We start from the raw sequence: 23906 nt of genomic DNA on the forward strand, positions 1-23906 counted from the left end.
AACTGTCCATTTGGTAATTATTGATGGCAATCAAGTATTCATGCCCCGATATGGATAAAAATCCATGCATAACAAAGAGAAGCCAAAGTAATATTGGTATTCAAAATTTTTTGGAGGAGCGTTCATGAAGATGAAGTTAAAAGGGGCATTGATTTCCACCGCATTAGCCCTCGGTGCTGCTGCTGTTTCACCTGCTTTCGCTGCTTGGGAACCAACCAAGCCAGTTGAGTTCATCATTCCTGCCGGTCCTGGCGGTGGTGCTGACCAGATGGCACGCATGATCCAAGGAATCATTACAAAAAATAACTTGATGAAACAGGCAGTCATTCCTGTGAACAAGGGTGCAGGCGCTGGAGCTGAAGGCTTCTTGGCAATGAAAGAAGCTAAGGGCGATCCAAATAAGATCGTGATTACGCTCTCCAACTTGTTTACAACTCCATTGGCAACAGGCGTTCCATTTAACTGGCAAGACATCACTCCAGTAGCCATGTTGGCACTTGACCAATTCGTTTTATGGGATAACGCTGACAAGCCTTACAAAACTGCCAAGGAGTATATCGATGCAGCCAAAGCGGCTGGTCCTGGCAAGTTCAAGATGGGTGGTACTGGCTCTAAGTCTGAAGACCAGATCATTACTGTAGCGATTGAAAAAGCAACTGGCGCTAAGTTCACATACATCCCATTCAAAGGGGGTGGCGACGTTGCTGTGCAACTCGTTGGTAATCACATCGATTCTTCTGTGAACAATCCAATTGAAGCAGTTGCTCAATGGCGTGCAAACAAATTACGTGCATTGTGCGTATTTGATGACACTCGTATGCCTTACAAAGAAAAGATCACTGCAACTCAATCTTGGAACGACGTTCCAACTTGTAAAGAAGCTGGCGTGCCAACTGACTACGTGATGTTGCGCGGCATTTTTATGGCTCCTGGCGTAACTCAAGACCAGGTTGATTACTACATCAACGTGTTCAAAAAAGTACGCGAGACAGCAGAGTGGAAGAAGTTTATGGCTGATGGCGCATTCAATCAGACATTCATGACTGGTAAAGAGTTCAGAAATTGGCTCACATTAAATGAAGCATTACATAAGCAATTAATGGCTGAAGCTGGCTTCTTGGCTAAGTAATTTTCGAGAAACTAAATAGGGCCCCACTAGTAAGGGGTCCTATTTTTTGAGTGGTTGTGTTTATTAAATTTATTAAAAAAGTATAAAAATGTCTGAACATACAAACAATACAAATCAAGACTCAGTCATTAGCGTGAGAGCGATGGACATCATTACATCGATCGTGTTCCTGGCAATAGGTCTGACAGTGATGATTGGTAGTCTGAAGTTGGGTGCTAGCTGGGGTGTTGATGGCCCAGAGGCTGGTTATTTCCCTTTCTATATCAGCTTGATCATCATGTTATCTAGCACGGTTACTTTGTATCAATCTGCAATCGTGAACAAGAAAAAGAAAACCGAATCCTTTGTTGATAGTGAGCCCGCCAAGCAGGTGATGGCGGTATTGTTGCCAGCGATTGTGTTTGTGCTTGGTGTGCAATTGATTGGCATTTATGTTTCTTCAGCTCTCTATATCGCGGTCTTCATGGTGTGGCTGGGAAAATATCCAATTTGGAAAGCTGTTGCTGTTTCTGTTGGAGTGAGCGCGGCTCTTTACCTCATGTTCGAATACTGGTTCCAAGTTCCATTGCCACACGGTGCATGGTTCAATCCACTCGAGTTTGTGGGCGTAAATTAAAAAACAATAACTATTAAAAAAGATTAAAAAAGGAGTCTAAGTTGGAAGAAATTAACGCTCTATTCAGCGGCTTTGCCGTTGCAATGACACCCTTTAACTTGCTATTAATGCTTGTTGGTGTAACTCTTGGTGTGATTATTGGTGTATTGCCTGGTTTAGGTGGCGCGAACGGTATTGCGATTCTGTTGCCTTTAACCTTCACAATGCCGCCAACATCCGCAATCATCATGTTGTCCTGTATTTACTGGGGCGCATTGTTTGGTGGTGCGATTACATCCGTACTCTTTAACATCCCTGGTGAACCATGGTCTGTTGCGACAACCTTTGACGGTTATCCAATGGCTCGTAATGGTAAAGCTGGCGAAGCATTGACTGCAGCGTTCACATCATCATTTGTAGGTGCGTTCTTTGCGATTGTGATGATTACCTTCCTGGCACCATTGGTTGCGAAGTTTGCTCTGCAATTCGGTCCGCCCGAATTCTTCTCGGTCTACCTCCTGACCTTCTGTAGTTTTGTGGGTATGAATAAAGGTTCGCCATTCAAGACAATTTCAGCAATGATGTTGGGCTTTGCTTTGGCTACCGTTGGTATGGATACGGTTACAGGTCAGTTGCGTTTAACTTTTGGTAACCCAGAGTTGATGCGTGGTTTTGACTTCTTGATCGCTGTGATCGGCTTGTTTGGTATTGGCGAGATTCTTCTTTCAATGGAAGAGGGCTTGGCATTCCAGGGTGCTGCAGCGAAGATTCGCGGTAAGGTTGTTTGGGAAACTTGGAAGCAGTTGCCTAAGTACTGGGCAACTTCATTACGCAGCTGCCTGATTGGTTGCTGGATGGGTATTACTCCAGGTGGCGCTACTCCTGCATCATTCATGGCTTACGGTGTTGCAAAACGCGTATCTAAGGAAGGTGACAAGTTTGGTACTGGAAAAATGGAAGGTATTGTTGCTCCAGAAACTGCAGCCCACGCTGCTGGTACAGCTGCCTTGTTGCCAATGTTGTCATTAGGTATCCCAGGATCACCAACAGCTGCTGTATTACTTGGCGGTTTGTTGATCTGGGGCTTGCAACCAGGCCCATTGCTCTTCGTTGAGAAACCAGACTTTGTTTGGGGCTTGATTGCTAGTATGTACTTGGGTAACTTGGCAGGCTTGTTTGTTGTATTAACTTGCGTTCCATTGTTCGCCTCAATCTTGAGAATTCCGTTCTCCATCATTGCTCCAGTCATCATCGTGATTTGTGCGGTTGGTGCATACACTGTCCACAACGCGATGTTTGACGTTTGGTTGATGTTGGGCTTCGGTGTGTTGGGTTACGTCTTCAAGAAACTTGATTACCCAATGGCGCCTATGGTCTTGGCCTTGGTGTTGGGTGACCGTGCAGAAGACTCATTCCGTCAATCCATGTTGTTCTCACAGGGAAGCTTAGATATTTTCTTCTCTAACCCATTGGTAGGCGGTATTACAGGTCTTGCATTGCTATTACTATTCTGGCCATTGATTGGCAAGTTTGTAGGCAAGAAAAAAGCTGCTGCAGCATAAGAGTGAAATAAGCTAGAAATAGCGATTTCATAAGGGAAAAGGGGCGCAAGCCCCTTTTTTCATGCAAAAAGCAAAATTCCGATAAAATCTCCCCATCATGAATTTCCACAAAAAACGCCTCATTCACTGGATTGCTGCTCTAGCAATCGCAATGAGTGCGCTTGCGCCAACGGTTTCTCAAGCGGTATCGCTAGCGAAGCATGGCCAAGGTTTTGCAATGGAAATCTGTTCTGCTGATGGCGCTAAAGCCCAGATTAATATCCAGAGCGAAGATCAGGCAGACCGGGCAGAAGCGCAGCCTTGCCCATATTGCATCGCTCAAACAGCCATCACACCAGCATTCAATACCAATCTCACATTCCAAGCGCCGCAAACACTTGCTTTGCTGCCACGGCTTTTCTATCAATCACCCAAGCCTCTCGCTGTTTGGGTAACACCCCCTTCAGCAGCACCTCCTACACAAGCCTAAATCTTTTTAGGGCATAGCTTAGCTATGTAGTTGGCAACCCAGTTGCCGTGATGTTGTGTGGAGAATTACATGTTTTTATCTGAAAAAATTTCATTACGCCTAAAGCGCGTCTATGTTGGCATTGCTATGGGCTTAGCGATTTGGCTCTTGTATGCCAGCTATCTCATTCTGTCAAATGCAGTCAATTCCAATACCCCATTGCCTAGCGCAGAGTTTGTGCTCACGCCAATTACATCCACTCAAAAGTAAAAAATTCACATTAATTTATAGACATTAAATATCTCGGAGCAGAAATGAATGCATTAAAAATAACGCCAATAGCCTTAGTAGCATCTTTGATGATTTCTAATGCATACGGTCAAGCAGCCCCTATTTTAGATACCCTCACTGTGACGGGCATTCAGGATGCGCCAGCAACCCAAACAACGCTTACTGGTAAAGAGCTTAACCAATCACGTGTAAATACCAATAACACTGCGGCGATGTTGCTCAACATTCCTGGTGTCAGTATGTACACCAACGGTGGCGTATCTGGATTAACATCGATTCATGGCTTAGCGGATGATCGTATTGCAGTTAAGGTTGATGGAATGGATCTTTTATCCTCCTGTCCAAATCACATGAACTCACCGCTGTCCTATATCAGCCCATCTAATGTTGCTAGCGTTAAGGTGATTACCGGCCTATCGCCAGTAAGCGCTGGTGGTGATAGTTTGGGTGGAGTAGTTTCTGTTCAGTCTTTGCCACCAGTATTTGCCAATAAGGGTGAAACACTGCAACAGGGTGAAGTCGGTGCGTCCTATAGCAGTAATGCCAGCGCGATTGCTGGTAACTTAAACATTACCGCTGCTGGTGATGAGTTCAGCGCTAATTACACGGTAGATTCCGCAAAGGCAGGAAATTACACTGCCGGTGGAAACTTCAAGCCAGCTGGAAATGGAATATCTCCAAGCACGGTGGGGGCCTCAAAATACATCGCTACAAATCAGCAGCTATCTTTAGCTTGGAAAAAAGATAATCACTTAGTTGAATTTAAGACCAGCTACCAATTTGTACCGTTTGAGGGCTATTCAAATCAGCGTATGGATATGACTAAAAACATCGGTGCGCAATTTAATTTGAAGTACACCGGCCAATATGATTGGGGACAGCTTGAAGCGCAGGCTTATAACCATATAGTTAATCATCAGATGGATGACAACGTTGGCGCGAGAACGAATGCTAACGGTACGCCACAAATGCAAATGCCTATGTTGACTGCAAGCGCAACAAACGGCGTCAACGTGAAAGGCACTTTACCGCTTTCGGAAACTGCTTTAGCTAGGATGGGCGGTCTATTTCAGACTTATAAGCTGAATGATTGGTGGCCTGCCGTTCCTGGAAGCATGGGAATGATGGGCCCCAACACGATGCAAAATATTAATAACGGTACGAGGGATCGTGCTGGTTTATTTGGCGAGCTAGAGCAGCAATGGACGAAAGAGTGGATGGGGTTGGCTGGTTTACGTGTTGAGCAGGTGGCCTCGAATGCGGGGAATGTTCAGCCATATAGCAATACAAACAGTATTGGCATGGGCATGATGTCTATGTCAACAGATTATCGTCGTGATTCAAATGCATTTAATGCTCAGCAACATAAGCAGACAGATTACAACTGGGATTTAACTGCCTTATCAAGATATAAGCCTGATGATAATCAAAACTATGAGGCAGGCTACTCACGTAAGACTCGTTCACCTAACTTGTATGAGCGCTATACCTGGTCAACAAACTCCATGACATCGATTATGAATAACTTTGTTGGCGATGGTAACGGTTACTATGGAAACGTTAGCTTGGCGCCTGAGGTTGCAAATACATTCAGTTTTGCCAGCGACTGGCATGATGCTAATAAGGAGCGTTGGGGCTTTAAGACAAATCCTTATTACACCTATGTAAGCAACTATATTGATGCTGTATGCGGTTCTGCTGCCTATACGGCGCCATGTAAAGCAAATCAATTTAATGTATTGCAATACGCCAATCAAAATGCACAGCTTTACGGCATTGACTTGTCAGGCTTTACCGCCCTTGGTAGCCATCCTCAACTTGGAAAATTCCAGTTAAATGCGCAAGGTTCATATACACGTGGACAAAACGTAACGGCTGGAACTAATCTATATAACATCATGCCACTCAACGGCACAGTCGGGTTGGTGCAGTATCTCGGTGCACACTGGACCAATACGATTCAAGGTCAATTTGTTACATCAAAAACTAATGTGAACTCAGTTAGAAATGAAGTGGCAACTGGAGGATATTCATTATTTGCTCTCCGATCATCGTACGATGATAAGAAGTACCGAGTGAACTTGGGTATTGAAAACTTATTCAATAAGCTCTACGCCTTACCGCAGGGCGGGGCATACCTTGGTCAAGGGCCATCCATGGGAATGAATTCTGTTCCTTGGGGCGTTGGTGTCGCTGGCATGGGCAGAACATTCTATGTCTCCGCTAATATGAAGTTCTAACTGCCGATTTAATTGAAAAGAAAGGGCAAATGATGATCTCTAGAGTTTTCAGATTATTGGCCACGATAGCGGTCATCTCTCTGCCTTTATCTGCTTTTGCGGCTAAAGAACCTATCTACATTAACTTAGCCACCAATGATCCGGCCAAGGTTTCAATGGCATTAGACGCGGGTCGGCGATACGCAGAAAAAGGGTATCCGATTGTTATCTACCTCAATGACAAGGCGGTTATTCTTGGGGTAGAAGTTAAATCAGGAGGCATTTCCAAGGAACAAGAGGCGATAAGGCAAGCAATTGCAAATGGTGCAACCATCATTGTTTGTCCAAGCTGCTTAGAGAATAATAGCTTTACCCAAATGAATTTAGTGCGGGGCGCGATGCTCGGAGCAGATCATCAAAATACTCGATAAGATTAATTAGGAGGTAGTAAACATGAAAAGAAATACTTTATTAAATGCTTTATTAGTTGCTGCAGTGGGCTTTGGTTTGACGGCTACCGCACAAGCCCAAAACGCTAAAGTTGGTAGCGTACAAATTGAGAATGCATATACACGTGCTACCGTCCCCGGGCAGCAGGTAGCTGGTGGTTTCATGAAGATTGAAAACAAAGGTGGCGTAGATTTATTGGTATCCGCTAGCTCTCCAGTAGCTGGCGAGGTGCAACTGCATGAGATGGCTATGGAAGGCAATGTCATGAAAATGCGTCAAGTGAAAGATATCCCTGTGCCAGCAGGTGGTGCCGTTGAATTAAAGCCAGGCGGTATGCATTTAATGTTCATGAATATCAAGGCGCCATTAACTGCAGGCGAGACTGTTCCGGTTAAGTTGAAGTTTGCTAAAGCGGGTGAAGTAGAGGTGAAGATGCCTGTGAATGCTATGGGTAATCCTGGGGCTATGAAGCACTAAGTACGCAGTTTTCTACATTCAGATTCAACATTAAAAAAGCCCCTAGTTTTACTTAGGGGCTTTTATTTTGATGCTTTAGATTTGTTGCTGATGCTTAATCCAAATTAAGATCGGTTACTGCACCTTTACTTGCAGTGCTTGCAAGGTGAGCATACTTAGCAAGTAATCCACGGGTATAACGTGGCTTAGGTTGTATCCAAGCAGCGCGACGCTTCGCAATCTCTTCATCGCTCACATTAAGTTGAATGAGAAGCTTATGTGCATCGATCGTCACCGAGTCACCTTCGTGAATCAGGGCAATCACGCCACCAACAAATGCTTCAGGAGCAACGTGACCAACTACCATGCCCCAGGTGCCGCCAGAGAAGCGTCCATCAGTGATCAGACCCACTGTCTCACCTAAGCCTTGACCAACAAGGGCAGAGGTAGGGGCAAGCATCTCACGCATGCCTGGACCGCCTTTAGGGCCTTCATAACGAATCACCATGACGTCGCCGTCCTTGATCTTTTGCGCCATGATGGCGGCCATTGCATCATCTTCAGAATCAAATACGCGTGCAGGACCAGTAATCGATGGGTTTTTGAGGCCAGTAATCTTGGCAACGCAACCCTCAGGAGAGATATTGCCCTTCAGAATAGCTAAGTGACCTTGCTTATACAGTGGGTTATCCAAAGTGCGAATCACCTTTTGATCGGCTCGCGGTACTGATGGAACATCTTTCAATGTTTCAGCAATGGTCTTGCCAGTGATCGTCATGCAATCGCCATGCAAGAGTCCGCCATCTAGCAAGATCTTCATGACTTGCGGAATACCGCCAGCTTCATGAAGGTCGGTTGCCAAATATTGTCCAGAAGGCTTCATATCGACGATGACAGGCACACGCTTACGAATGCGCTCAAAGTCATCAATAGTCCAATCAATTTCAGCAGCGCTAGTGATGGCTAAATAATGGAGAACAGCGTTAGTGGATCCACCAACGGCCATGATCACGCTGACTGCGTTCTCAATCGATTTTTTGGTGATGATGTCGCGTGGACGTAAATTATTCTTAATTGCCTCAACTAGCACTAAAGCTGAGTCATGCGCACTGGCAACCTTCTCAGCATCTACATTGGACATAGTAGAAGAGTAGGGCAGGCTCATACCTAAAGCTTCAAAGGAGGAGCTCATGGTGTTTGCGGTGTACATACCGCCGCAAGATCCGCTACCTGGGCAAGCATGTTGCTCTACGCCCTTGAGGTCTTCCTCACTCATGCGGCCTGATGTGAATTCACCAACAGCTTCAAATGCAGAAACAATGTTCAGATCCTTGCCTTTAAAGTGGCCCGGTTTGATCGTTCCGCCGTAAACATAAATGCTGGGTACGTTAGTGCGTGCCATCGCCATCATGCCGCCCGGCATGTTCTTATCGCAACCGCCGATGACTAGAACACCGTCTTGCCATAAGCCATTGACGCAAGTTTCAATACTGTCCGCAATCACTTCACGTGAGATGAGGGAGTACTTCATGCCTTCAGTACCCATGCCGATTCCATCGGAGACAGTGGGTGTTCCAAACATTTGCGCTTTTGCACCAGCTTCTTCAAGGGCAGCTACCGCTGCGTCTGCCAGTTTTTGCAAACCGCTATTGCAAGGGGTGATAGTGGAATGACCATTTGCTACACCAACCATCGGCTTAACAAAATCCTTCTCTTCATAGCCCATCGCGTAATACATTGAGCGATTGGGTGCGCGAGCAACCCCTTCGGTGACATTGCGCGAGCGTTCATTGAGGCGTTTCATGCTGATATTGACTCCAGAAAAGAATTTGTCGAAAAGCTCTATTGTGCCGTGAGACTAGGCTGAACGCAGGGGTTTATGCAGTCTTTCCTGTGTTCTTGTCGTGCACTGCAGCAAGCAGATTTCTCTATTGTATTTGGTGATTTGAGCCCATCATTAGCTTGAGAGCTAATATCCTTCGTAAAAAAGCTGCGGTACATTGCCTTATCTACTACTTTTCCTTTTAAATTCAATGACTAAAGTTGGCCATATTTACTTAATCGACGACGATGAGTCGATGCGTACCTCTTTAAGCAGAATGCTCAAGGATGTGGGTTATATCGTGGAAGATTTCTCCTCTGCTGTGACATTTTTAGAACATTCAGTGCCCGTAGCGCCAGCCGTCATCTTGCTGGATATGCAAATGCCGGATATGACCGGCCTGGATTTACAGGAAAAATTAGTCCAACTGGGCCGTAAAACCCCGATTGTGTTTGTTAGCGGCCAGAGTCACCCTCATCAAATCGTCAAAAGCCTCAAACGCGGTGCTCTCGATTTCCTCTTTAAACCATTCAATTTAGAGGATTTATTAAAGGCTGTTGCCGATGCCTTGGAGTTCGATAGACGTCAGCTCAAGCGCGTTTCTAAAGAGGTGGAAACCAAGAAAGACTATGCAACCCTCACGCCTAGAGAAAAGGAAGTCTGCTTTTGGCTGGTCAAGGGATTGCTTAATAAGGATATTGCCGTCAAACTGGGCACGACAGATGCTACGATTAAGGTCCATAAGGCCAGAGTCATGGACAAAATGCATGTGGAGTCAGTCCAAACATTAGTTGCAAAGTACCTTGAATCCGATTTAGAAAACATCCAGAAAAGCTAGCTCTTGAGCTAATTTCCCTGGTGTTATATAGACACTATTATTGGGCATCATTTCGACAGATAAATCACTTTAAATACTTTCGTGACTGCTAACACTAAAATACCTGAGATTCGTAAAGAGGCATTTGCTCAAGCCAGGGAAACGCTTGGTCTTAGCACGAAAGATCTTGGTGGGATGGCCTGTCTTTCGCACCATCAAATCTCTCAAATTGAAAATGGCGAGTCCAGTTTTTTCTACGGAGCCCAGAATAAATTTACCGCTGCTAAGAAAGTAGCAAAGCTTCTGAACTTAAGTGATGAGGAAGCATTCGACTATGGCTCTCAAGCCCCAGTAAAAATTGTTGAAGAGTCAAAAGTTGAAGAGCCTATTAAAGCTCCAGCAAAAAAAGCACAGTCAAAAAAAGAAGCTGTAGTAGTTGAAGAGGTAGCGGAGGAGACTCAAGCTCCCATATTGGTGGCTGAAGAAGAAAAAAAAGATCCAGTCCAAAAAGCAGAAACTACAAAAGTAGAGCCTACAAAAGTTACCTCAAAACAAATTCCTTTTTCTGCGACTTCATCAAGCTCAAAGCCTACCTCATCAAAGAAGTTGTTTCTTTGGCTCAGCGTATTGGCTGCGCTGGTGTTCTCAGTAATTAACTTGCGCCCACTCTTTTTTGCCGACAAGCCAGAAGAAATCGTTGTTGTCAAAGAAGAAATTATTGAACCGGCCCCTGCAGCAACTCCAGTCGAGCCTGTACCAGTTGCTCCAACCGCGGCTCTGCCAGCAGCAGTTCCTGCGGCTAGTGCTGAGGCCTCAACAGCTTGCCCCGCTGAGGAAGGCATCATTAGTTATAAGCCTGATGCGCCTCGTAAGGCTGCGGATATGGTTTATGTGCAAGTTAAAACCAAGCAAGTGATTTGCGTAAGTGATGCTTCTGGAAAGATGCAGAACAAGATGGTTGAGCCTGGTGTGGGCGCATCCTTTTATGGCAAGCCGCCGTTTAAAGTGCTGACTGGTGGCCTTGCTCAGGCAGATGTATTTTTTCAGGGCGCAAAAGTGCGCCTGACAAATTCGAATTTCAAAACCTTAGTATTGGAAGCTGCTGAAGTGGTGGCTCCACCCGTAGACCGGACAGATTCTCAGCAGCGCTAACCCCTTGGGGATTAGCGCATTAAGTGCTGATGCTTAAACTGCTGAGTCGTTCGTTTCGCCAGTGCGAATACGAATAGCCTGTTCGATTGGGCTAACAAAAATCTTACCGTCACCAATCTTGCCAGTGCGTGCAGCTTTAGTAATTGCTTCGATTGCTGAATCTACGCGGTCATCAGCAACAACGACTTCAACTTTTACTTTAGGCAAAAAGTCGACCACATACTCGGCACCACGATAGAGTTCGGTGTGACCTTTTTGGCGACCAAAACCTTTAACTTCAGTAACAGTCAGTCCGGTAACGCCTACTTCAGCTAAGGCTTCACGAACTTCGTCAAGTTTGAACGGCTTAATAATGGATGTGATTAGCTTCATATATTCCCCTTAATACAGTAATCATACCTAGAACTGAAAACGAATGCCCGGTTACGCCCTAAATTGGGACGTAATAGGGTAGCGCCAGTCACGCCCAAAGGCTCGGGTAGTCACACGAACGCCTGGAGGCGCTTGGCGACGTTTGTACTCGTTGAGCTTAATCAGGCGGGTTACTTTTTCTACGCTTTCGGCATCAAAGCCGGCAGCAATAATCTCGGCGATGGATTGGTTTTGCTCCATATACCGCTCTACGATGCCATCTAGCACTTCATACGATGGCAGGCTGTCTTGATCAGTTTGATCAGGGCGCAATTCTGCAGAAGGGGCGCGAGTCAAAATCCGCTCCGGAATGATTGGAGAAATACTATTGCGATAAGCGCACAAGCGATAGACCAAAGTCTTGGCAATATCTTTAATCACAGCAAAGCCGCCAGCCATATCTCCGTAGAGAGTGCAGTAGCCGACAGCCATTTCACTCTTATTGCCTGTTGTTAAAACTAGGCGACCAGTTTTGTTAGATAGCGCCATTAGAAGAGTGCCGCGCACTCGTGCCTGAATATTCTCTTCAGTAGCGTCGAGCTTTAAGCCTTTGAATTGCTCAGCCAATGCCTGCTCTAAAGCATCCACAGGTTCGCTAATAGGGATCTCATCGTATTGAACGCCTAGATTCTGAGCCATTTCTCTAGCATCAATCCAAGAGATGTCAGCGGTATAGCGTGAAGCCATCATGACGGTGCGTACTTTATCCGCACCCAAAGCATCCACCGCAATCGCTAGTACCAATGCGGAATCCACTCCACCTGAGAGGCCAATGATGACTCCTGGAAAACGATTCTTCTGAACATAGTCGCGCACACCCATAACAAGTGCTTGGTATGCCTGAGCTTCTACAGTAGATGGAGTGACCAAGGATCCTGGCTCTAAATCGGCTGCCGCATTGAGATCGACATAGCCAAGAGCAGTTTCAAACTGCGGCATAGTCATAACTACTTTGCCCGCACTATTTAAAGCAAATGATCCGCCATCAAATACCAATTCATCTTGACCGCCGACTGCGTTGACATAAACCAACGGCATCTTGGTTAAGGCAATCTGTTTGCGTAGCACCTCAATACGTAAAGATTCTTTTTGGAGGTGATAAGGCGAAGCATTGAGAACTAGCAGTACTTGGGCGCCGGCAGCATGAGCCTGCTTAGCGGGACCCTCATGCCAAGCATCTTCACAAAGAATGAGCCCATATTTGACTCCGGCATTTTCAAATACACAGGCTTCATTGCCTGGCGTGAAATAACGCACCTCGTCAAACACTTCATGATTGGGTAATTCTTGTTTGGCATAGCCAGCAATGACTTTGCCATCACGAATAACGGAGGCATAGTTTTGTAAGCCAGTGACAGTCTTTTTAGGGTGACCAATAATCACGGTCAGCCCTGGAAATTTTTGGAGCTCTAGCATTAAACAACTGAGCTCGCGATCAGCAGCCTCAATAAAAGCAGGGCGCAATAACAAATCTTCTGGGGGGTAGCCGGTGAGCGAGAGCTCTGGCGTAAGAACTACTGTGGCGCCTTGTGCATAAGCCTCTGCGGCGGCTTGAGAGATGAGCTGCGCGTTGCCAGGCAAATCACCCAAAAGAGGGTTGATTTGCGCTAAGGCGATTTTTTGCGAGCTCACTCCCAATGACTACTAAATTACTTCTGTGACTTAGCGTAACCTTCGATGCCGTCCAAGATTTCTTTATGGGCAGCAGCTACACCAGTCCAGCCTTTAACTTTTACCCACTTACCTTTTTCGAGATCTTTGTAGTGCTCGAAGAAGTGTTGAATTTGGGCGAGGAGTAATTCGTTTACATCTTCAGGTTTTTGCAAATGCTTGTAGATTGGCAAAATCTTGTCTTCTGGAACTGCCAACAACTTTGCATCCTGTCCGCCTTCATCTTCCATTTCTAACATGCCGATAGCGCGGCAGCTAACAACTGAGCCTGGAACCAATGCGAATGGAGTCATGACGAGAACGTCCACAGGATCGCCGTCACCAGCAACTGTTTTAGGGATGTAACCGTAGTTGCATGGGTAGTGCATTGCTGTCCCCATGAAGCGATCTACGAAGAGGCAGCCAGTTTCTTTGTCCACTTCATACTTCACTGGATCCGCATTCATTGGGATCTCAATAATGACGTTGAATGATTCTGGGATTTTCTTACCTGGGCTGACCTTGTCGTAACTCATAAATACTCCGGTTAGTGATTAATGTGCGCTTCGATCTTAGCAAAGAGGCGGACCCTTGCTGTTGAAGATCGAATCTATTTCCTGCAATTAAAGCCATGAATGCTTTATGGACTCTAGTTTAAGGCTTTCTGCAGCAACACCAATAGATGGGTGCCCTAGGTTGATTGACTAATGGTAGGCCAATGGCCTACAATGGAGATAATGGATTTTGAATGGGATATGGCTAGAAGTGATTTATGCCAGAACTCCCGAAATTTTGATTTCACATATGTGATATCAATTTTTATAGATTCAAATTTGTTGATAGAAAGAGATCAGCGCTGGGATTATGGGGAAGAGCGATTTCGGGCATTGGGCTTGCTGGATGAAAAAGTATTTGTAGTGATTTAGACAAAGAGGCCTACAGCAATTAGGATTATTTCAGCTAGGCGGGCAAATCGTAGGGAGGTTAGACGTTATGAAGAAAATCGTTCGAGTTAGCGTGGATCTAAATGATCCTAGTAGCTTCCCTAAAGGATTCATCGATAAAAAATTGGTTGATGTGACATCAGAGCGTTTGATTAAATTGCATCAACAGCAAGATGATGCAGATGCGATGTTAGATGCTGCTAAGTATGCAAAAGGCGTGCGCGAGAGAATTGGTTTATCCCAGCAAGAATTTTCTAAGCGTATCGAAGTTTCCCTGGAGACAATTCGAAACTGGGAGCAGGGCAAGCGCAGTCCCACTGGTGCGGCCAAAGCTTTGTTGAAGATTCTGGATAGGGCTCCTGAGATTGCATTGCTTGCTCTCAGTGTTTGATTGATTCCTTAGAAATAAAAATGCCTAGCAATGCTAGGCATTTTTATTTGATACTTTGATTGCCCCTATTAAGCCAAAGTCTCCAAATAGCGCTGCGCATCTAGTGCAGCCATACAGCCTGTACCTGCGCTAGTGATCGCTTGACGATAGATATGGTCTTGTACATCGCCCGCTGCAAATACACCGGGGATGTTGGTAGCGGTGGCGTTACCTTCCAAACCAGAGTGAGTCTTGAGATAGCCGTTATTCATATCCAACTGACCAACAAACAACTCGGTATTAGGCTTGTGACCAATTGCAATGAAGGCGCCAGTCACAGCGATATCTTCTTTGCTGCCATCGGCTTTCTTAATGCGCACTCCAGTAACACCTTTTTCATCGCCAAGTACTTCGTCAAGAGTTGAGTTCAATTTGAGTTCAACTTTGCCCTCAGCAACTTTGGCCATGAGGCGGTCATTGAGAATTGGCTCTGCGCGGAATTTATCGCGACGATGAATCACAGTTACCTTCTTAGCAATACCCGTGAGATAGAGTGCCTCTTCAACAGCAGTGTTACCACCACCGACTACGCAAACATCTTGATTGCGATAGAAGAAGCCGTCACAGGTTGCGCATCCAGAAACGCCGCGACCCATAAATGCCTCTTCACTGGGGAGGCCAATATATTGAGCAGATGCGCCCGTAGAAATAATTAAGGCATCACAGGTGTAAGTGCCTGAGTCACCCACTAAACGAATCGGTTTTTCAGTCAGCGCAGCCGTGTGAATATGATCAAAGATCACTTCGGTATTAAAGCGTTCAGCATGCTTTAAAAAGCGATCCATGAGCTCTGGTCCTTGGACGCCATCAGGGTCTGCTGGCCAGTTTTCTACATCAGTAGTGGTCATTAATTGACCGCCTTGGGCTAGGCCAGTAATGAGGGTTGGGCTCAAATTAGCGCGGGCTGCATATACGGCTGCTGTGTAGCCGGCAGGGCCTGAACCTAGAATAAGGACTTTGGAGTGTTTTGGAGTATTTGTAGTCATCTCCAAATTATAGGATTGCTTGATTACAATCGGTAGAACATGGCAAGAACCGCATACCCGAAGTCCCAAACCCCTTTAAGCCCCCAGCCCCCTGAGAATCAAGGGCAGGGTAGGATGCCCCGCCTCCTTTTAGAGGCCCGTTGGTTTATCTCCTGCGGCCTATGTTTGGGCTTATTTGCCATTTTGTTGACCTATTCCAAGGCTGATCCAGCCTGGTCACATGCCAGTTTTGAGGTTCCCAAGAACCTAGGCGGCCGTTTTGGAGCCTATTTGGCTGATTTATTGCTCTATATCTTCGGTATTTCTGCTTTTTGGTGGGTAGTACTCTTTGGCCGCCGTGTTCTGAGTGGTTGGCGCGAGCTTTGGAGCATTCCTTTGCCGCCAGATCCAGATGCCAAGCCAGACTCCTTATTAATGCGTTGGCTGGGCTTTGGGCTCACTTTGCTCAGCAGCATGGGTCTTGAGTCTATTCGGATGCATTCGCTTACCTGGGAGCTTCCAAGGCCTCCTGGGGGCATCTTAGGGGAGTTGATTGGCGATCCCTTGCAGATGACCTTGGGTTTTACTGGTTCCACCCTGGTTTTGCTCTTTACGCTGTGTGCTGGACTGTCCTTATTTCTTCATTTTTCTTGGTTGGATGTTGCTGAAAAAGTAGGACGCTCCCTTGAGCTCGCCTACAACCGCTTGCGTGAACGTCGCGATAGCGAAGAAGATCGTAAATTGGGTGAAGCTGCAGCTGAAGAGCGCGAAGAGTTTGTTGAAGAGTTTCGTGGACGCGTTGAAATTGCTAAGCCGGTACAGATTGTTCGTGCCCCAGTAGAGGTAGTGAAAAGCGCTCGAGTGGAGCGTGAGAAACAGCAGCCACTATTTGTGGATATCCCGGATTCAGAATTACCTCCGCTGGCATTGCTTGATCCTGTGCCTGAAGCGAAAGAAACGATTTCTGCAGATGTATTGGAATTCACTTCCCGTTTAATTGAACGCAAGTTGGCTGAGTTCAATGTGGAAGTGAAAGTCATTGCCGCCTATCCAGGCCCGGTAGTAACCCGTTACGAAATCGATCCTGCTGTAGGTGTGAAGGGCAGTCAGATTGTGAATCTCTCACGTGACTTGGCGCGCTCGCTGGGCGTAGTGAGTATGCGTGTGGTGGAAACTATTCCAGGTAAAACTTGTATGGCTTTGGAGTTACCAAATCCAACGCGTCAATCGGTTTACCTTTCCGAGATTTTGAGTTCTCAGGTTTACAACGACAGTCATTCCAACTTGACCCTCTCTTTGGGTAAAGATATTTCAGGTAGCCCGATCGTTGCCGATTTGGCGAAGATGCCGCATTGCTTAGTTGCTGGTACGACTGGTGCTGGTAAGTCTGTTGGTATCAACGCCATGATTTTGTCCATCCTCTTCAAGGCCAAGCCTGATGAAGTGCGTCTGATCATGATCGATCCGAAGATGCTCGAGATGGCTATGTACGACAAGATTCCGCATCTCTTATGTCCAGTTGTAACTGATATGAAGCAGGCGTATAACGCGCTCAATTGGGCTGTAAATGAGATGGAGCGTCGCTACAAACTGATGAGTAAGTTTGGTGTGCGTAACCTGGCTGGCTTTAATAAAAAGATTTTAGAAGCGGAAGAAAAAGGTGAGAAGCTCACCAATCCATTTAGCTTGACTCCGGATGATCCAGAGCCAATTTATAAAGCGCCAGTGATCGTGATCGTGATCGATGAGTTGGCTGACTTGATGATGGTTTCTGGCAAGAAGATTGAAGAGTTAATTGCACGTATTGCGCAAAAAGCGCGAGCTGCTGGTATTCATTTGGTATTGGCAACTCAACGTCCAAGCGTCGATGTGATTACTGGTCTGATTAAGGCCAACGTGCCAACCCGTATTTCATTCCAAGTAAGTTCAAAAATTGATAGCCGCACTATCCTAGATCAACAGGGTGCTGAAGCACTGCTCGGTATGGGTGACATGCTTTACATGGCACCGGGTACTGGTTTGCCAGTTCGCGTTCATGGCGCCTTTGTTTCTGATGATGAAGTTCATCGCGTGGTGGAGTGGCTTAAAGAGAAGGGCGAAGCCAATTACATTGACGGTGTTCTGGAAGGTGCCGATGAATCTAATATTGATGCACTAACTGGTGAGGGTGGCGGCGAAGCCGATCCTTTGTATGACCAAGCAGTAGCCATCGTTCTAGAAAACAAGCGTCCATCTATTTCCTTGGTGCAGCGTCACTTGCGCATTGGTTATAACCGTGCAGCCCGCTTGCTCGAGGATATGGAAAAAGCCGGTTTAGTTTCGAAGATGGGTAACGGCGGCAATCGCGAAATCCTTCATCGTCCTTCTGAATAAGGCGACTCCATTGCGTAGAATTTTCTCAGCAGCAGCTTTAGGGCTCACAGTTCTTTTATCTTCAGGTTTGGTATTTGCGGATGGTGAGAGTGGTGCAGAGCAGTTGCGTCAGTTTGTACGTAACTCTAAAACCGCTGAAGGTGAATTTGTGCAACAGCAGTTGCGTGCACCCAAAGCAAATGAGCCGCAAGACAAAGGTTTAAAAGTAGTTCGGCAAACACAAGGGCGTTTTGTGTTTCAACGCCCAGGCCGATTTATTTGGGATACGCAAAAACCGTACGAGCAAAAATTGATTGCTGATGGCAAGCAACTCATTTTGTGGGATAAGGACTTAAATCAAGCAACCTTCAGACCTGCAGGCCAGGCTTTGGCTGCCACTCCTGCTGCAATCTTATTTGGCGAGACTTCACTAGACCAGCATTTTGATTTGGTTGAGGGCGAAGATCGCCTGGGTATGAAATGGGTTGCCCTTGTTCCTAAGAAAAATCCTAATGCTAAAAATGGCAACGACTTGCCGTACACCAAGATCTCCGTCGGAATGGTCAATGGCCTCCCTAAAGCGCTAGAACTCATTGATGGCTTAGGTAGCGTGGTATTGGTCACTTTGGATAAGATCCAACTCAATGTGAATCTACCCGCCAATCGCTTCACATTTGTTCCGCCCGCCGGAGCAGAGGTCTTACGCTTAAACTAGAGCTTCAGTGGCACCCTTACATCCTAACCAGTAGAGCATTACATGATTGATCCGCAATTACTCCGTAAAGATATCGCAGCTGTTGCTGCTCGTTTAGCTACTCGCAAATTTCAATTGGATGTTGAGAAATTCAATACCTTGGAGTCCGAGCGTAAATCTTTGCAAACACGTACAGAAGAATTGCAAGCTAAGCGTAATCAATTGGCCAAAGCTATTGGTATGAAAAAGGGTAAGGGTGAAGATGCTGCTGCTGAGATGGCTGAAGCAACGCAGATTAACGTGGATATGGAATCAGGCGCAGCTCGCTTAGCGATTTTGCAGGCAGAGATTGCAGATTTCTTAATGGGTATTCCAAACTTACCGGATGAAGCAGTTCCAGTGGGTAAAGACGAAACCGAGAATAAAGAAGTGAAGCGTTGGGGTGATGCTCCAATATTTGATTTTGAGATTAAAGACCACGTTGATCTTGGCGGTCCTTTGGGTCTAGACTTTGAGGTGGCAGCGAAGATCAGTGGCTCACGCTTTGTAGTTCTGAAGGGGCCAATCGCTCGATTGCACCGTGCCTTAGCGCAGTTCATGCTCGATACCCACACTACACAACACGATTACCAAGAGGTCTATGCACCTTATATGGTGAATGCCGCTTCAATGCGTGGCACTGGCCAGTTGCCGAAGTTTGAAGAGGACTTATTTAAGGTGCCTCGTCAGATGGGCGGCGAAGATGGATCAGGCGAAGCAAAAATCGAAAACTTTTATTTGATTCCGACAGCAGAAGTGCCGGTAACCAATTTAGTGCGCGATGAGATTGTTAATGCAGATAATCTGCCAATGAAATATGTTGCACACACTCCATGCTTCCGCTCTGAGGCAGGTAGTTATGGGCGCGATGTGCGTGGCATGATTCGTCAACATCAGTTTGACAAAGTGGAGTTGGTGCAAATCACTAAGCCTGAAGATTCGATGCAGGCTCTAGAAGATTTAACCGGTCATGCAGAAAAGATTTTGGAGTTACTTGAGCTGCCTTACAGAAAAGTATTGCTTTGTACTGGCGACATGGGTTTCGGAAGTGCCAAGACATATGACTTAGAGGTATGGGTGCCATCACAAAAATCCTATCGTGAGATTAGCTCTTGCTCCAGCATGGGTGACTTCCAAGCAAGACGCATGCAGGCAAGATTTAAAGCGGGTCAAGGTAAGCCAGAATTAGTTCACACATTAAATGGCTCTGGTCTTGCAGTAGGAAGAGCATTGGTTGCCTTGCTGGAAAATAAACAGCAAGTAGACGGCAGCATTGCTATTCCTAAAGCGCTGCAGCCTTACTTGGGCGGCTTAGAAGTGCTCAAACCAATTTAATCTTAGAGCAAATGAAAAGTGGGCTCACTCAAATGAATAGATGCTCAGTATTTTTATGCCTGATTGCTACGGCATTGATGTCTCAAGGTGTTTTCGCTGCTGAAAAATTCTATCGCTGCGAGGTATTAAGTGATGCCTACATTAAAACTAATGGGGAGTTAGCGGTAGTTCAAGACAGCCCTAGAGTTGGTCTGGAATTTGTGGTGATCAAGAAAACTGGGGAAGTTTTTGGAGATGTAATGGATACTCTAAAAAATCCCAAGGTGCTGGCTTCCGGAAGTGCAAGCAATTCTTATAAAGTCATTTGGACTCAAAAAGCTGAAGGTAAGAATGGCTTTTTTGTGGAATACCTCAGCATCGAAGAGTTTGTAAAAGGTAGTAAGAAGCCCTTTGGGTTCTTTTCTGGCGGACTTCTTATGACAGGCGTCTGCGAGCAATAGATTGCAGGGCTTCAAGTGGGGATAGCGTTTAAGTTCTATCCTGTAGTTAACGGAGAGGTGGCAGAGTGGTCGAATGTACCTGACTCGAAATCAGGCGTACTGTCAAAGGTACCGAGGGTTCGAATCCCTCCCTCTCCGCCACCAGCATGGGTTTTATGGCGATTTATAAAACACCTAAACGTGAATCGTTTCCGCAACTATTGAATCGTTTCCGCAGATAGTTCGTATTACGCTCAAAAGAATCGCTCATGATGATCTAAACGGACGATTCAATCCATATTTGGAGACTCCTTTTTTACCCATTGCAGACACTCAAAAGAGACTATTTCTAGGGTTTTGACCGACCGAGTCCGGCCATTAAGAGACCTTCATTAGTTTTGATGCGACCTCTTCTACCAAGTCAATAGTTATCACAAGGATTTATAGGGATACAGCACCTTTGTTATCAAAGCCATCCCTCGGGGTAGGGGGTATTTGAATATATTTTAAAAATCACAGACTTTAATTCATATGTCTGATACCAGACAGACCAATCATTTTATTATTTCTAGACTAATTTCTAGTTAGTTCAATTAATTAGAAAGAGATGGTAGTCTATGAAAAAAATCACAATGCTTATAGCTTCATTATTAGTTTTCTCTGGGATTGCAATAGCTGCCCCAGATGGCACTAGGGCAATTAGTACGCAAGAGTTAGCGGGTGTTTGTGGAGATCAGTCTAGTCCACAGCCACAAATTTATTGTGATGTGTATGGTCAGGGTGTATTTGATGGCTATCTTGTTACTCGCCATCCTAAAAAGGCACCAGACTTCATTTGTGTAGTTCAGCCAGCTCCTTCGCGTCGTGAAGTAATGAATCAGTTTATTGATTGGGTTAAACAAAATCCTCGATATAACACCGCTCCTGCAGCAGATACATTGTTGAGATTTTTGGCTGTTCGTTTTCCATGTGAATCATCAAACATGTCCCCTGGAAAAGCAGTTAACAAAATCATTCGCTAAAAGCAAAAAGGAAATACTATGAAAAAGATTCTTATCGTTTTATCGGCAACCTCAATATTAACTTTGTCTGCTTGCTCAAATATGAGTGATACGCAACAAAGAACTTTATCTGGCGCTGCAATTGGTACCGCGGCGGGAGTGGGTATTGGGGCTCTTACTGGTGGAGGTCTTTTATGGGGCGCGGCAGGTGGGGCTGCTATAGGCGCTGTAGGTGGTTATGTATATGATCAGCATGAAAAGAATCAAAGTAAATCTCCATCTAAATCAAATTCCTCCAAGTCAACCATTAACTAAAGAATTGGCGGTCAACAAAAAAGCCGCTGATGCGGCTTTTTTGTTAGCTCTAACAAATAATTAGTTTGAAACTACAAGCTTACTTTTTACTGACTGAACTCCATCTACTGCCCCAGCCAATTTAATAGCCTTATCAATTTTTTCCTGAGTATCGGCTGATCCTGTAAGTCTAACCATTCCTTTTTCAGTGACAACAGTAATTTTCATAGACTGCATCCCTGGCTCGTTTAGAAGTGCTGCTTTTATCTTTGCAGTGATCGTAGAGTCATCAATTGCCTGTCCGGTAGTATTTGCTTGTTTTGTAACGACCTTATCAGCCTTATCAGCAGCATTGGATACAGAAGTAGATACATTCTCTGTAACCTGATCAATTTTCTTGCCAGCCTTTTCGGCTGGACCTGGATTATCACAAGCCGCTAGGCCAGAAACAATCATCATTGATGCAAATATTGCTTTAAAACTATTTTCCATTTTCATGAGATTTCTTTCTTAAGGATTTAAATTCTGCCGGTCAAAAGAAGGATGAGTAGGATGATTACTACAATACCCAATCCCCCACTAGGTGCGTATCCCCAATTTCTACTGTGGGGCCATGCAGGTATGGCTCCTAGTAACATCAAAATCAAAAGTACTAAAACGATTGTTCCCAACATATCAATTTCCTTTACTTTAATTACTAAGGACTAATTTACTTATTTAGCAATTTTTTGACTGTTCGCTATCAGACATATGGTCAAAATTTAAGTAATTTTTCTTGTGTGCGGAATCGTACTAATAAAAATCTTATAAACAGGTACGATAAATTTTCACTCAGCAAAGGAAATTATTATGAATTGGGATATCGTTGAAGGTAATTGGAAGCAATTTAAAGGTAAGGTTCGTGTTCGTTGGGGTAAGTTAACCGATGACCACTTAGAACTCATCGCAGGCAAAAGAATTGAATTAGCGGGAAAAATTCAAGAAGCCTACGGTATTACTAAAGACGAAGTAGAGGAGCAAATTAAGCTGTTTGAAGAGCAAAATAAAGACTTTAAACCTTTCGAAGTGAAGTAAAACGAAATAGGCGCTGTGAATTGGATTTAGTTTTTAGTGATTTCTAGGTCTTACAGCGCCAACCTTCTATACATTCATTAAGGTGATCAATAAATTTTCTAGGCAAACGGCCTCTGTAATCCTTTTGCTATTTCTTGCTAGTAGCTGCTTTGCGGATTCGTATGGCCCAATTGACTTTATTGAGCCAACTGAGAAAAATGAAATTTGGTTAAATCCCGGGTTATTGTCATATCACTTTGATCAAAGCAGGAATTTCAATGCCGTTAATTATGGGTTTGGGGCTGAATATAAATTTTCATCTGTCGCCTCTTTGACAGCTGGGACTTTCCGAAATAGTAATTACCATCAATCAAACTATATTGGCGCGTACTGGCAGCCTATTGCAATTGGACCAATAAATATTGGAGTGGTTGCTGGAGGCTTTAATGGCTACCCTAGCAATAACAATGGCGGGTGGTTTCCTGCAATCTTGCCTGCTTTTACGGTGGAAGGTAAGTGGGTTGGATTAAATCTAATAGTGATTCCAACTATTGGTGATCGTGTATCTGGCTCCCTATCATTCCAATTGAAATTCAAGGCTTTTGACTAATGCCTGTTTAACCAATTAAGGAAGAGTAAATTTTTCTATTTTTTATATAACAGCTACAGGCTTCAGCCTTCAGAGCAGCTCGATTGAGTACCTTCATTTCCCCACGATGATATTCAATTAACCCTCTTCTCCTAAAATCTGCTGCTGTAGTCGTAACTCCAACACGCCTAACGCCTAACATCAGTGAAATAAACTCATGTGTCATTAGGAAGGTGGGAGATTGAGCGCGATCTTGACTCATTAATAACCACTTAGCTAAACGCGGTCCAATTTGGTGAAAATGCTCACAAGCTGCTGATAGCCCAAGTTGATTAATTCGTACTGCAATATAAGCATTAATGATGTCCTTAAGTTCTGGATCATTTTCAATTTGGTTTGTGAAAAATTGGGAATTTATTTTCCATGCGCTTCCCGCCCCCTGAACTAAAGCTCCAAATGGATTGGCGCTGACACCAAGAACAGTTTCAGCGCCAAGTAAGCCTTCTCTGCCAATCATCCCAATTTCAATTGGAGGGTAATGATCAATTCCTTGGGTGATAGAAATAAAACAATTAATTGGGAAGAAAATATGAGTGGTTGGCTCGCCAACCATACAAATAATTTGAGATAAATTTAAATTAACCAATTCAGCACTATATAAAAGAGCCTCTTGATTCTTATGTGGCAATAAATTGATTAGAGCATTTTTATTCATTTGCCAAGCCTTGGGGTTGTATTCATAAACCTTACTTGGGCAATAGGGCTCTAATAATCTATACGGTAACTATC

At 44.9% G+C, this 23906-nt stretch carries 28 protein-coding genes and 1 tRNA gene; 21 read left to right on the plus strand and 8 right to left on the minus strand.

The window, feature by feature from the left end; genetic code table 11:
- The first annotated feature begins 130 nt into the window (after positions 1–130).
- From ICN14_RS09015 to ICN14_RS09050, 8 genes are all read left to right on the plus strand, one after another.
- Positions 131–1129, plus strand: a complete 999-nt coding sequence (locus ICN14_RS09015; RefSeq protein ID WP_216226179.1) for a tripartite tricarboxylate transporter substrate binding protein — start codon at positions 131–133, stop codon at positions 1127–1129.
- Between the two features lie 88 nt (positions 1130–1217).
- Positions 1218–1745, plus strand: coding sequence for a tripartite tricarboxylate transporter TctB family protein (locus tag ICN14_RS09020; RefSeq protein WP_216226128.1), 528 nt, complete (start codon positions 1218–1220; stop codon positions 1743–1745).
- Positions 1746–1786: 41 nt separating this feature from the next.
- Positions 1787–3286, plus strand: a complete 1500-nt coding sequence (locus ICN14_RS09025; RefSeq protein ID WP_216226129.1) for a tripartite tricarboxylate transporter permease — start codon at positions 1787–1789, stop codon at positions 3284–3286.
- 97 nt (positions 3287–3383) lie between these two features.
- Positions 3384–3755 carry a DUF2946 domain-containing protein gene (locus tag ICN14_RS09030; RefSeq protein ID WP_216226130.1) on the plus strand — a complete coding sequence of 124 codons (372 nt, stop codon included), beginning with the start codon at positions 3384–3386 and terminating at the stop codon, positions 3753–3755.
- Positions 3756–3824: 69 nt separating this feature from the next.
- The gene (locus ICN14_RS09035; protein WP_216226131.1) at positions 3825–4004 is read left to right on the plus strand and encodes a hypothetical protein; all 180 of its coding nucleotides are present in this window, start codon (positions 3825–3827) and stop codon (positions 4002–4004) included.
- 44 nt (positions 4005–4048) lie between these two features.
- Positions 4049–6265, plus strand: coding sequence for a TonB-dependent receptor (locus ICN14_RS09040; protein ID WP_216226132.1), 2217 nt, complete (start codon positions 4049–4051; stop codon positions 6263–6265).
- Positions 6266–6294: 29 nt separating this feature from the next.
- A complete protein-coding gene (locus ICN14_RS09045; RefSeq protein WP_216226133.1) occupies positions 6295–6675 on the plus strand; it encodes a hypothetical protein in 381 nt (126 codons plus the stop codon).
- A gap of 22 nt (positions 6676–6697) precedes the next feature.
- Complete coding sequence (locus ICN14_RS09050) at positions 6698–7171, plus strand: copper chaperone PCu(A)C (protein ID WP_216226134.1); 474 nt, start codon at positions 6698–6700, stop codon at positions 7169–7171.
- Positions 7172–7265: 94 nt separating this feature from the next.
- Here the strand turns inward: ICN14_RS09050 and ilvD are convergent, their stop codons facing one another.
- Positions 7266–8954: a dihydroxy-acid dehydratase gene (gene ilvD / locus ICN14_RS09055; RefSeq protein WP_216226135.1), complete on the minus strand. Its 1689-nt coding sequence runs from the start codon at positions 8952–8954 to the stop codon at positions 7266–7268.
- A 229-nt stretch (positions 8955–9183) separates the two neighbouring features.
- Between ilvD and ICN14_RS09060 the strand changes: the two genes are divergently transcribed.
- The gene (locus ICN14_RS09060; RefSeq protein ID WP_216226136.1) at positions 9184–9810 is read left to right on the plus strand and encodes a response regulator transcription factor; all 627 of its coding nucleotides are present in this window, start codon (positions 9184–9186) and stop codon (positions 9808–9810) included.
- A gap of 81 nt (positions 9811–9891) precedes the next feature.
- Entirely contained in the window at positions 9892–10941 is a 1050-nt protein-coding gene (locus tag ICN14_RS09065) for a helix-turn-helix transcriptional regulator (RefSeq protein WP_216226137.1), read from the plus strand.
- A 33-nt stretch (positions 10942–10974) separates the two neighbouring features.
- Here ICN14_RS09065 and glnK read toward each other — a convergent pair whose 3' ends face one another.
- Genes glnK through ppa form a run of 3 tightly spaced genes read right to left on the minus strand, consistent with a single transcriptional unit; the run spans position 10975 to position 13538 of the window.
- Entirely contained in the window at positions 10975–11313 is a 339-nt protein-coding gene (glnK, locus tag ICN14_RS09070; RefSeq protein WP_015420723.1) for a P-II family nitrogen regulator, read from the minus strand.
- A gap of 51 nt (positions 11314–11364) precedes the next feature.
- Positions 11365–12984: an NAD+ synthase gene (locus tag ICN14_RS09075; RefSeq protein WP_216226138.1), complete on the minus strand. Its 1620-nt coding sequence runs from the start codon at positions 12982–12984 to the stop codon at positions 11365–11367.
- 17 nt (positions 12985–13001) lie between these two features.
- Entirely contained in the window at positions 13002–13538 is a 537-nt protein-coding gene (ppa, locus tag ICN14_RS09080; RefSeq protein ID WP_216226139.1) for an inorganic diphosphatase, read from the minus strand.
- Between the two features lie 219 nt (positions 13539–13757).
- Between ppa and ICN14_RS10450 the strand changes: the two genes are divergently transcribed.
- Both ICN14_RS10450 and ICN14_RS10400 read left to right on the plus strand, forming a co-directional pair.
- Positions 13758–13928 carry a hypothetical protein gene (locus tag ICN14_RS10450; protein ID WP_370624840.1) on the plus strand — a complete coding sequence of 57 codons (171 nt, stop codon included), beginning with the start codon at positions 13758–13760 and terminating at the stop codon, positions 13926–13928.
- A 67-nt stretch (positions 13929–13995) separates the two neighbouring features.
- Positions 13996–14337, plus strand: coding sequence for a DNA-binding transcriptional regulator (locus tag ICN14_RS10400; protein ID WP_255536026.1), 342 nt, complete (start codon positions 13996–13998; stop codon positions 14335–14337).
- Between the two features lie 68 nt (positions 14338–14405).
- Here the strand turns inward: ICN14_RS10400 and trxB are convergent, their stop codons facing one another.
- On the minus strand, positions 14406–15362 hold the full coding sequence (gene trxB / locus ICN14_RS09095) for a thioredoxin-disulfide reductase (RefSeq protein WP_216226141.1): 957 nt from the start codon (positions 15360–15362) through the stop codon (positions 14406–14408).
- Between the two features lie 39 nt (positions 15363–15401).
- Between trxB and ICN14_RS09100 the strand changes: the two genes are divergently transcribed.
- The 7 genes from ICN14_RS09100 to ICN14_RS09130 all read left to right on the plus strand — a co-directional run bounded on the left by ICN14_RS09100 (position 15402) and on the right by ICN14_RS09130 (position 21496).
- Entirely contained in the window at positions 15402–17714 is a 2313-nt protein-coding gene (locus tag ICN14_RS09100) for a DNA translocase FtsK (RefSeq protein ID WP_216226142.1), read from the plus strand.
- Positions 17715–17724: 10 nt separating this feature from the next.
- Positions 17725–18408 (plus strand): outer membrane lipoprotein carrier protein LolA, encoded by a 684-nt coding sequence (locus ICN14_RS09105; RefSeq protein ID WP_216226143.1) that lies wholly within the window; start codon positions 17725–17727, stop codon positions 18406–18408.
- A 42-nt stretch (positions 18409–18450) separates the two neighbouring features.
- On the plus strand, positions 18451–19761 hold the full coding sequence (gene serS, locus ICN14_RS09110) for a serine--tRNA ligase (RefSeq protein ID WP_216226144.1): 1311 nt from the start codon (positions 18451–18453) through the stop codon (positions 19759–19761).
- Between the two features lie 32 nt (positions 19762–19793).
- On the plus strand, positions 19794–20201 hold the full coding sequence (locus tag ICN14_RS09115; protein WP_216226145.1) for a hypothetical protein: 408 nt from the start codon (positions 19794–19796) through the stop codon (positions 20199–20201).
- Between the two features lie 51 nt (positions 20202–20252).
- Positions 20253–20342: transfer RNA gene (locus ICN14_RS09120), tRNA-Ser, on the plus strand.
- Positions 20343–20797: 455 nt separating this feature from the next.
- Positions 20798–21202, plus strand: a complete 405-nt coding sequence (locus ICN14_RS09125) for a Rap1a/Tai family immunity protein (RefSeq protein ID WP_216226146.1) — start codon at positions 20798–20800, stop codon at positions 21200–21202.
- 18 nt (positions 21203–21220) lie between these two features.
- The gene (locus ICN14_RS09130) at positions 21221–21496 is read left to right on the plus strand and encodes a YMGG-like glycine zipper-containing protein (RefSeq protein ID WP_216226147.1); all 276 of its coding nucleotides are present in this window, start codon (positions 21221–21223) and stop codon (positions 21494–21496) included.
- A 60-nt stretch (positions 21497–21556) separates the two neighbouring features.
- Here the strand turns inward: ICN14_RS09130 and ICN14_RS09135 are convergent, their stop codons facing one another.
- Both ICN14_RS09135 and ICN14_RS09140 read right to left on the minus strand, forming a co-directional pair.
- Positions 21557–21973: a BON domain-containing protein gene (locus ICN14_RS09135; protein ID WP_216226148.1), complete on the minus strand. Its 417-nt coding sequence runs from the start codon at positions 21971–21973 to the stop codon at positions 21557–21559.
- A 20-nt stretch (positions 21974–21993) separates the two neighbouring features.
- Positions 21994–22149 carry a DUF3309 family protein gene (locus tag ICN14_RS09140; protein WP_216226149.1) on the minus strand — a complete coding sequence of 52 codons (156 nt, stop codon included), beginning with the start codon at positions 22147–22149 and terminating at the stop codon, positions 21994–21996.
- A 175-nt stretch (positions 22150–22324) separates the two neighbouring features.
- Between ICN14_RS09140 and ICN14_RS09145 the strand changes: the two genes are divergently transcribed.
- Together ICN14_RS09145 and ICN14_RS09150 are read left to right on the plus strand one after the other, a co-directional pair.
- A complete protein-coding gene (locus ICN14_RS09145) occupies positions 22325–22549 on the plus strand; it encodes a CsbD family protein (protein WP_216226150.1) in 225 nt (74 codons plus the stop codon).
- Between the two features lie 82 nt (positions 22550–22631).
- On the plus strand, positions 22632–23138 hold the full coding sequence (locus ICN14_RS09150) for a hypothetical protein (RefSeq protein ID WP_216226151.1): 507 nt from the start codon (positions 22632–22634) through the stop codon (positions 23136–23138).
- 7 nt (positions 23139–23145) lie between these two features.
- Here the strand turns inward: ICN14_RS09150 and ICN14_RS09155 are convergent, their stop codons facing one another.
- Positions 23146–23832, minus strand: coding sequence for a Crp/Fnr family transcriptional regulator (locus tag ICN14_RS09155; protein WP_216226152.1), 687 nt, complete (start codon positions 23830–23832; stop codon positions 23146–23148).
- Positions 23833–23906: the final 74 nt, after the last annotated feature.

This window comes from Polynucleobacter sp. MG-27-Goln-C1, from assembly GCF_018881905.1.
GTDB lineage: Bacteria > Pseudomonadota > Gammaproteobacteria > Burkholderiales > Burkholderiaceae > Polynucleobacter.